The 8,486-nt window shown below is 27.0% G+C and carries 11 protein-coding genes; 8 read left to right on the top strand and 3 right to left on the bottom strand.

Annotated elements, in window-relative coordinates:
• Positions 1-70 precede the first annotated feature (70 nt).
• From HMPREF0202_RS06090 to HMPREF0202_RS06065, 6 genes are all read left to right on the top strand, one after another.
• Entirely contained in the window at positions 71-253 is a 183-nt protein-coding gene (locus HMPREF0202_RS06090; protein ID WP_023052279.1) for a hypothetical protein, read from the top strand.
• 72 nt (positions 254-325) lie between these two features.
• A complete protein-coding gene (locus HMPREF0202_RS06085) occupies positions 326-559 on the top strand; it encodes a hypothetical protein (protein WP_023052278.1) in 234 nt (77 codons plus the stop codon).
• Positions 560-602: 43 nt separating this feature from the next.
• A complete protein-coding gene (locus HMPREF0202_RS06080) occupies positions 603-980 on the top strand; it encodes a PH domain-containing protein (RefSeq protein ID WP_023052277.1) in 378 nt (125 codons plus the stop codon).
• A 33-nt stretch (positions 981-1,013) separates the two neighbouring features.
• Positions 1,014-1,457, top strand: a complete 444-nt coding sequence (locus HMPREF0202_RS14710) for a lysozyme inhibitor LprI family protein (protein ID WP_023052276.1) — start codon at positions 1,014-1,016, stop codon at positions 1,455-1,457.
• Positions 1,458-1,563: 106 nt separating this feature from the next.
• Positions 1,564-2,910, top strand: a complete 1,347-nt coding sequence (locus HMPREF0202_RS06070; protein ID WP_023052275.1) for a DUF262 domain-containing protein — start codon at positions 1,564-1,566, stop codon at positions 2,908-2,910.
• Positions 2,903-4,732 carry a DUF262 domain-containing protein gene (locus HMPREF0202_RS06065; protein WP_040406616.1) on the top strand — a complete coding sequence of 610 codons (1,830 nt, stop codon included), beginning with the start codon at positions 2,903-2,905 and terminating at the stop codon, positions 4,730-4,732. The genes HMPREF0202_RS06070 and HMPREF0202_RS06065 overlap by 8 nt, the downstream gene beginning before the upstream one ends.
• A gap of 44 nt (positions 4,733-4,776) precedes the next feature.
• Here the strand turns inward: HMPREF0202_RS06065 and HMPREF0202_RS15600 are convergent, their stop codons facing one another.
• The 3 genes from HMPREF0202_RS15600 to HMPREF0202_RS06055 all read right to left on the bottom strand — a co-directional run bounded on the left by HMPREF0202_RS15600 (position 4,777) and on the right by HMPREF0202_RS06055 (position 6,839).
• Positions 4,777-5,592: an FAD-dependent oxidoreductase gene (locus tag HMPREF0202_RS15600; RefSeq protein WP_023052273.1), complete on the bottom strand. Its 816-nt coding sequence runs from the start codon at positions 5,590-5,592 to the stop codon at positions 4,777-4,779.
• Positions 5,552-6,529, bottom strand: a complete 978-nt coding sequence (locus tag HMPREF0202_RS15595; protein ID WP_023052272.1) for an FAD-dependent oxidoreductase — start codon at positions 6,527-6,529, stop codon at positions 5,552-5,554. The genes HMPREF0202_RS15600 and HMPREF0202_RS15595 overlap by 41 nt, the downstream gene beginning before the upstream one ends.
• A 73-nt stretch (positions 6,530-6,602) precedes the next feature.
• Complete coding sequence (locus HMPREF0202_RS06055) at positions 6,603-6,839, bottom strand: hypothetical protein (RefSeq protein WP_023052271.1); 237 nt, start codon at positions 6,837-6,839, stop codon at positions 6,603-6,605.
• 548 nt (positions 6,840-7,387) lie between these two features.
• Between HMPREF0202_RS06055 and HMPREF0202_RS06050 the strand changes: the two genes are divergently transcribed.
• Both HMPREF0202_RS06050 and HMPREF0202_RS06045 read left to right on the top strand, forming a co-directional pair.
• The gene (locus HMPREF0202_RS06050; RefSeq protein ID WP_023052270.1) at positions 7,388-7,684 is read left to right on the top strand and encodes a hypothetical protein; all 297 of its coding nucleotides are present in this window, start codon (positions 7,388-7,390) and stop codon (positions 7,682-7,684) included.
• A 118-nt stretch (positions 7,685-7,802) separates the two neighbouring features.
• Positions 7,803-8,003: a cold-shock protein gene (locus HMPREF0202_RS06045; RefSeq protein ID WP_023052269.1), complete on the top strand. Its 201-nt coding sequence runs from the start codon at positions 7,803-7,805 to the stop codon at positions 8,001-8,003.
• Positions 8,004-8,486: the final 483 nt, after the last annotated feature.

The raw sequence follows: 8,486 nt of genomic DNA, 5'->3' as shown, positions 1-8,486 counted from the left end.
ATAATAAAAAGGATATTAAAGATAAATTATGAAAATATAATATAAAATAACTGATGAAATGGAGGAGTGAATGTATAGGATAATTCTATTAGAAAATGAACAAATTTTATCATCTAAAGAGATAGAAGATTATGATGAAACTTTTAGGTATATTAACAGTTTAGTAAAACAGTTAGATAAAAATAAAAAAATTATAGTTCATGAAATGAGAAATGAGAAATGGGAAAAGTTTGGAGAGTGGAAGCTAGAATAGGAGAGATTATTTTAGCAATATTTTAAAAATGAGAAAAATTAAAAATTAAAGATAGTTAGTGATGGAGGAATTATGAAGTTAGAAAGTTTTGAAAATAAATACAAAGAAGTGATAGATGAAGGTTGTATATTAAGTGGATATTTAAACTCCTATAAACTAACTATATTCGGTATATATAATGAAGATGGAACTTCTATGGTAAACTATATAATGCAATGTGAATTGGAAAGTGGTGGTTCTAGTGTTAAGAACTTTGAGAACTGGGAAGGGTTAGTTCTATATGTAAAAAATTTAGAGTCGCTTTAAAATATAGTTTCTTAGATATAGAAATAAAAAAGGAGGAGTGAAAATGTCTTTGGATACGAAAAATATTTCAATTTTATTGCATGAGAAAGTGGATCCAAAAAAAGGAGCAGAAAAGTTTGAGGAGATGTTACTAGAAACTGAAGCAGTAGAGTTAGCATATATGGCTGTTAGAGATAGAATTTTATTTACAAATAAAAGGTTGATTATAATTAATGTTCAAGGATTAACTGGTAAAAAAATAGATTTCCATACAATTCCATATGATAAAATAAATTCTTTTGCTATAGAGACCTCAGGAACATTTGATTTAGATGCAGAATTAAAAGTTTGGGTATCTGGTTTAGCAGGAGTAGAGATAAAGTTTTTAAAAGGGATTGATATTAAAGAAATAGGTAAATTTTTAACAAAAAAGATAATTTAAATAGAAAGTAACTTTAAAATATGGGGTGAGATTATGAAGGGCGGATTTAAAATGCCAATTTTTATACTTTTTATAGCTTTATCTATAACTTCACTAGGTGGCGTAGTAGATGACTATGAAAAAGAGATTTCTAGATTAGAAAAACAGTGTGAAGAAAAAATGTCTAAAGATTATTCAACAACTGGGATGGTATTAGCTACGCAAGAGTACTATGAGGAGTTAGATAAGGTTTTAAATAAAGTATATAAAGAGCTTATGGCAACTCTTGATGAAGAAGGAAAGGTGGATCTTAGAGACTCTCAAAGGGAATGGATAAAGTTTAGAGATAAAGAGGTAGCTTTTGCAGCAAATCTCTATTCTAAAAAAGATGGCTCAATTTGGAGACTATCTACACCAAGCATTATGACAAATTTGATGGAAAATAGAATTAGAGAGTTAGCTAGCTATATAGGAGATCAAAGAGATGAGTTGTTTTAAAAGTAAAAAAGCTCTATTACGTAGTTGTAGTAGAGCTTTTTTAGTTTGATTTTATAAGTTTTGAGTAGTATTATGTATTTGTGAAAGGCTTATTGAGGGGGAAAAAGTGGAAAATTTAGATAAATTTAAAAAAAAATTAGAAATTATAAGTTTTAAAGATTTATTGGAAAAAGATTTGAGTATTCCCAATTATCAAAGAACTTATAGTTGGAATAGAGAAAATGTAGTAAGACTTTTAAAAGATTTAGAAGAAAACTATTCTATGAAAAGTGAAGACAAAGTAAGGTTAGGGACACTTATACTTTTCCAAAATGCTGATAATGAATATGAAATTATTGATGGCCAACAAAGAATAGTAACTTTATTTTTAATAAGTCATGTATTAAATATGGTAGATGAGAAAATTAGCAAAGTATTTTCAGATATTGAGTTTGATGAAGTAGGAGAACAAAATATAAGGGCTAACTATAGAGAGATTAAAAGTTATCTTGATGAAAATGAAAATTTTAAAAAGAAGTTAAATGAGAATTTTTTGTGTAAAATAGAATTTTGGGTAATTGAAGTAAAAAATCTTGAATTAGCTTATCAGCTATTTGATTCTCAAAACTCTAGAGGACTTTCTTTAAGTGGAATAGATATCTTAAAAGCTTATCATCTTAGAGCTTGTAATTATGATAAAAAAGCTTATGAGATTATAAAAAAATGGGAAGGTTTAGAAAAAAGTTTTGAAAGAGATTTTGAAAAGCAAAATAGATTAAAAGAGAATGAAAAAATAACTTTTGAGGGAAGAGAAAATAGAGATTTGCTATCTAAATGTTTTTCTATTCTATATAAAATAAGAAAATGGAGTAGATTAGAAAAAGTAGAGGATTATGATGTTACTTCAAAAAAATGCAGAGATAGCTTTTTAAAAGAGTTTAAAGGAATAGAGTTAAATTCTCAAAACTATAACCACTTAAATAGTTTTAGAAGTGTAAACTTTCCATATAAACATCAAATATCCGAAACAATAATAAATGGAGAGACTTTTTTTGAGTATATATTCTTCTATATTAATGAGATAGAAAAATTAGAGTTGAAGATGAAGGAAAAAGATATCGCTCTAGAATATGGTGGCTATAAAAGAAGTGGTGACTCATATATAAGAGAGATGTATGAAGCTTTATTATTACAAGTTTGGGATAGATATAATGAAGAGACTGTGGAAAAACTTTATAAAAATTTATATAAATGGAGTTATATTTTAAGATTGGAGAATACTTCAATTTTCTATTCAACTATAAATAATAGAGTTATTAATGAAAAACTTCTTTTAAATATTAATAACTTTCCTTTTCCACCAACTCTTGAAGAGTTAAGAGTAAAATTTGATATTTCTAAAAAAGATGAAAAGTATAAAAATAATTATAAGGAAATTATTGCAGTTTTTCAAGGGGGAAAGGAAAATGTGTAGTGGAACAAATAGATTAAAAGAAAAGGATGAAGGTATCTTTTCAATAAAAGAGTTATTTGAAAAAGAGATTGAGTTAAAAGTTCCTTTGTATCAAAGAAGATACGCTTGGGGAAAAAAAGAGTTGGATCAATTATTTTATGATATTTATTGGCAAATGGAAGGGGGCGTAGAGGAGTATTTTATAGGAACTTTAGTTTTATTTAAAAAAGGTAGCTTATATGATATAGTAGATGGACAGCAAAGGGTAACTACTCTACTTTTAATTTTATTAACTTTAAAAGAAAATAGTATAGAGAGAAAACTTAGATTGAGGTATGCAGCTAGGGAATCAATTGAAAAAATTTTTGAAAGTAATTTAGAAAAACTAGATTTGGAAGAGTGTAAAGAGATTGCTATTAATAAAAATATAATAGAAAATCTTCTAAATAGTTTAGATGAAGAGAAGAGGCAAAAATTTAATGAGTATTTTTTAAAAAAAGTTAAATTAGTTGTAACTATTTTACCTAGTAATACAGATGTTAATAAATACTTTGAAATAATGAATACAAGAGGAAAGCAATTAGAACTACATGAGATACTAAAAGCTAGATTTCTAAGTAGGATAGAAGAAGATAATAAAAATAGATTTTCCATACTATGGGATATTTGTGCAGATATGGATACTCATGTTAGTAAAAAAATAAAGAGTTGTGATAACATAAATATAAAAGAATATAGTCAGATTTTAGACTTTAATGCTTCTGGCAAAGAAAATACAAATAAAAAATCTCTAAGGAAAATTTTAGGAAGTATTGATGAAAATTTAAATAATACTAAAGAAAATCAAAAAGCTGAAGTGGATGAAAATGAGGGAAAATATAAATCAATTATAAATTTTCCAAATTTTTTATGCATAGTAAGAAAAATATTAGAGGAAACATCTAAAGATAGTATAAGTTTAGATGATAAAAATCTACTTAAAAATTTTGAAGATAAATTAAAATTAGATGGAAATAAATTTATATTGGACCTTTTGAATTATAGACTTTTATTTGATAGTTTTATAATAAGAAGAGAGGAAAAAAAAGATTGGGTTTTAAAAAAATGTATTCAAGAGAACAATAAAAGCTATGGTTATAGAAATACATTTTCAAATAACGAAGATAATGAAGATAATAGTTCGAAAAAAATCCGACAACTTCAAGGGATGCTACAAGTGTCCTTTTCAACACAGACCTATAAAAATTGGCTATATGAAGTTTTAAAGTTTTTAGGTGAAAAAAGTGTTGATATAAAAGATATAAAAGAGTTATCTCAAAATTTAGTAAGTGATAATGAAAAAACTTTTTATATAAAGCTAAAAGAGATTGCAAAAGAAGCTATTTTATCAAATGATGTTTTAAAAGATAAATTAAATAATGGTGTAAGAACTCCTCACTCTATATTTCATCTATTGGATTATATAATTTGGGAAAAAACTGTAGAAAGTGAATTTGAAAAGTATAAGGAGCTTCTTGGAGTTGAAGAGGAATTTAAATCAAGTTTGAAAAAATTCAGATTTATGTATTGTAATTCAATTGAGCATGTATATCCACAATCTGAAAAAATAATTGATGATTTTGGGAATCTATGTTTAATAACAAAAGAGTTTAATTCAAGTTTAAGTGATTCTAGTTATAAAAGTAAAAAAGCTAAATTTGAAGAGTATCTAAAACATCAAGAAAGTTTTGCTAGTTTAAAGCAGGCAATTATTTTTTCTATGGGAAATAAGAAAGATGAGTGGAATGAAGAGGATATACAAACTCATGGAAAAAATATGATTAAATTATTGGAAGAGTTTTAAAATTACGGATTAAGAAAAAACAGCCTGTTAAGGGCTGTTTTTCACTATTGTCTCATTATATTTTTACCAGCAATTCTTCCAAAGACAATGATATCAGTTATAGCATTTCCACCAAGCCTATTAGCACCATGAATACCACCTGTAACTTCTCCAGCAGCGTAAAGTCCATTGATAGGAGCATTATTTTTATCTATAACTTGAGCTTTTTCATTAATTTTTACTCCTCCCATAGTATGGTGAAGAGCTGGGAAACGAAGTGTTGCATAAAATGGCCCTTTTTCAATTTTATTACCCCAGATCTGCCTTCCTAAGTTATTACTTTTCTTTTCAACAGCTTGATTAAAATCATTAATAGTTTTAACTAAAACATCTTCAGGAATTCCAATTTCTTTAGACAACTGTGCTAATGTTGGAGCTTCAATAACAGTTCCTTTTTTTATAAGTTCATCTAAATCTTGACCAGAAGTTGTTTTTCTATCTGAAGGAATAATTTGAGAATCATTAATCATATAATACTGCCCATCTTTTTGAGCAAATGTAGCCAAACAAATTTCATCACGTCTACCATCTTCTTTAACATAACGATTCCCATCTTTATTAATAAAAATAACATTATCAACGTTAATAGTTGGACCAAATCTATCAGCAGGCATAGGTAGCAGTTGAACATGCTTCATATCAACTAATTGAGCATTGACGTCTTTAGCCATTTTAATACCATCACCTGTAGCTCCTGGATGATTAGTATTCTCTAAAGTTTTAGGTAAATTTTCTTTTTGATATACTCCATCATCTAGATACTCTTTAACCATATCAAAATTAGCAGCATATCCACCGGTAGCAATAATCCTTTTTACCAATAAACTCTATATCTTTTCCATTTTTATCAGTAGCAACTACACCAATAACTTTACCATCTTTTTCAATAAGCTTAATAGCTTTAGTTTCTAAAAATATTTTGCCACCATATTTAGAAAACGCTTTTTCTAAAGTATTTATATAACCAGTTCCAAGAATATCTTCAGCTTGATTTGTTCTTGGCCAAACAGAACCGATAACAGAACCAATCTCTTTTTTCCATTTTAATCCATAGTTTTCAAGCCACTTAACTCCATCTAAAGCATTTGAAGTCATAGTTTCAACAAGTTTTTTATTAGCAACCTTATTACCACCCTCCCAAGTTTGGGTAGTATGTTTTTCTATAGAATCTTCAATTCCTTGTTTTTTTTGTTTTTCAGGATTAACAGCATTCATAGCACCACCAGAACGAATAGTGTTTCCTCCGATAATGGGCATTTTTTCTAAAATAATAACGGATTTGGCTCCATTTTCATAAGCTGAAACTCCAGCGGCCAAACCAGCACCACCAGCACCTATTATTATAACATCAGCTTCTTTATCTAATAAAGGTATCTCTGTTTTAGTATCTTTGACTATTTTTTTTGAAATTTTTTCAAAGTTTACACCAGAATTTTTTAGTGCATTTTTAGTAGCTTCAATAATAGCATTACTTGTAAAAGTAGCTCCTGCTACTGTGTCAACTCCGAGAGTTTGATTTTCTATAATCTCTTTTGGAATTGATTTTAAAGCAAAATCACTAATTCCTTTTGTTTCTTTTTGCTCTAAAATATTAAGAGACAAAATTTTAGAGTCTGTTGTTTTAACTTCAACTTTAATTGGACCACCGTATCCTTGAGCACTGCCAACGTAAGTTCCTGGTTTAAATAAAGTGTTAGAAAAACATAGACTGGTCATAAATAAAAAAATAGGTAAAATTAAAGATTTAAATTTTTTCATACTCCCCTCCTTGTTTTAATGTGTTACTACTTTAATACCCCGTTTTATTCAAAAAGTAAATACTAGTATTTTACTAAAAGTTAAAGTCTGGATCTGGAATACGAGTATGTCTAAATTCCTTTTCAGCATCTCTAAGCTCTTCATAATCTAGTTCATCATCTTCGTAAAAGTCGTTAAATTTACCTTCCCACTCTTCGTTTTCATTATAATCGTCTTCTAAAGTATTTTCTTTTTCAAGCTCTTCATCATTATCAAGTTTTTCTCCAGAAAAATCTTCATAGTCATCTTCAAAAAAAGTATTTTTGGGCATACATCCCCCTTAATTTAAATAGATTATATTGTAGTTAAAGTCATAGTAGTAGTATTTTCTATGATATTTATGGTAGTAATAATATATTTTAGCTCGAATTAAATCATTTTTAAGGCTTTCTCTTTCTGTAATAATTCTATATTCAGCATCTTTATAAAGAAATTTAAATTGTTCTTTTTGAATCTCTCCTTTGGATTTTAAACGCTGAAGTTCTCTTAAATTCTCATTTAATCTTAAATCTAAAACTTAATTTTGCATTTGTCATAACCTTCAACTATATCAATAGAGTTAGAAGTTTCAGGAAAACTAGTATAATCAAGTTCTTTTCCATATACAAAAGTATTCAGTATTAAAAATATAATTAATCTTTTTATATTCGTACTCCTTTATAAAAAATATTTAATTTTAAACTCTTTTAAAGGTTCTACTAAAAGAATTCAACTATCTTTTTTAGATTGACTAATTATATTTGAAATTTTAAAAAATTTGATTTTTTAAAAAAAATGGGGTATATATAATATCAATTATAGCTAAAAGAGGAGGCTTTTATGTCATTACAAAATAAATTTATTGATTTAGTTACATCAGAAAAAATAGAAGATTTTTTATCTAAAGACTCCTTGGTTTGTTTTTCTTTTACATCAGAAATTGATAGTTGGCAAACTTTGGCAGAGTACGATGGATGGAAGTTACAAATTAATACTAAGAATGGAATATGTAGAGTAGTGGATTCACATATTATAAGAAAAGTATCATCTTCTGTGAAAAAGATAGAGGAGTTAATAGAAAGTTATATAGAAAAAGTTAATGAAAAAGTAGAGTTTATGACTCTACTTTTTTGTTAAAATAGTTTCTTATTTATTTCTTGAAGAAATTTTAAAAAAAATTAAAAAAGTTTCTAATAGATAGAATTATAATTATATTGTATCATATGGATAACATTATCAAAAATTGGAGGGAAGTATGTTAAAAGGAACAGTTAAATGGTTTAATAAGGAAAAAGGATTTGGATTTATAACTTGTGAGAATGGGGAGGATCACTTCGTTCATTTTTCAGCAATAAACGCTGAGGGGTTTAGGGTTTTAGAAGAGGGGCAAAAAGTATCTTTTAGAACTGAGGGAGCAGATAAAGGATCTCTAGCAAAAGACGTAACAATAGGATAAGCCAATTTTAGAGTGAACATCAAGCTTCACTCTTTTTCTTAATAAAAGGGGGAAACTATATGGATGGTGAAAGAGTAATTTTAGCAAGAAATGGGGATGAAGAGGAGTTAGAAAAATTTTTTTGGAGTATAAAAAAACATATCAAAGTATAATAAAATGTTTTATTTAAAAGGTGGGGACTCTAACAACTTACTTCAAGAGGGATCTATAGGTTTAATGAAAGTTATTTGGAGTAATATTTGATTCCTTTCTTTAAGGATTATAGAACAGAAACTATGATAAGAAAGGTTTTTGAAAGCGATGCCAACTTATAAAAAAGATATTGATATTACTAAAGCTATAATAGAAGATTTAGATATAATATTATATAAAGAGCTTAAGGAAAGATAATAAAAGAACTGAGCTTTTATTAAATTTTATTTATACTTATTTTATACTTTTTAAGTATGTAAAAAATAATAGATATAGTTTAAAACCATTATT

Origin of the sequence: Cetobacterium somerae ATCC BAA-474, assembly GCF_000479045.1 — a bacterium.
Taxonomy (GTDB): domain Bacteria; phylum Fusobacteriota; class Fusobacteriia; order Fusobacteriales; family Fusobacteriaceae; genus Cetobacterium_A; species Cetobacterium_A somerae.
This window is presented reverse-complemented; position numbering and strand designations above follow the sequence as displayed.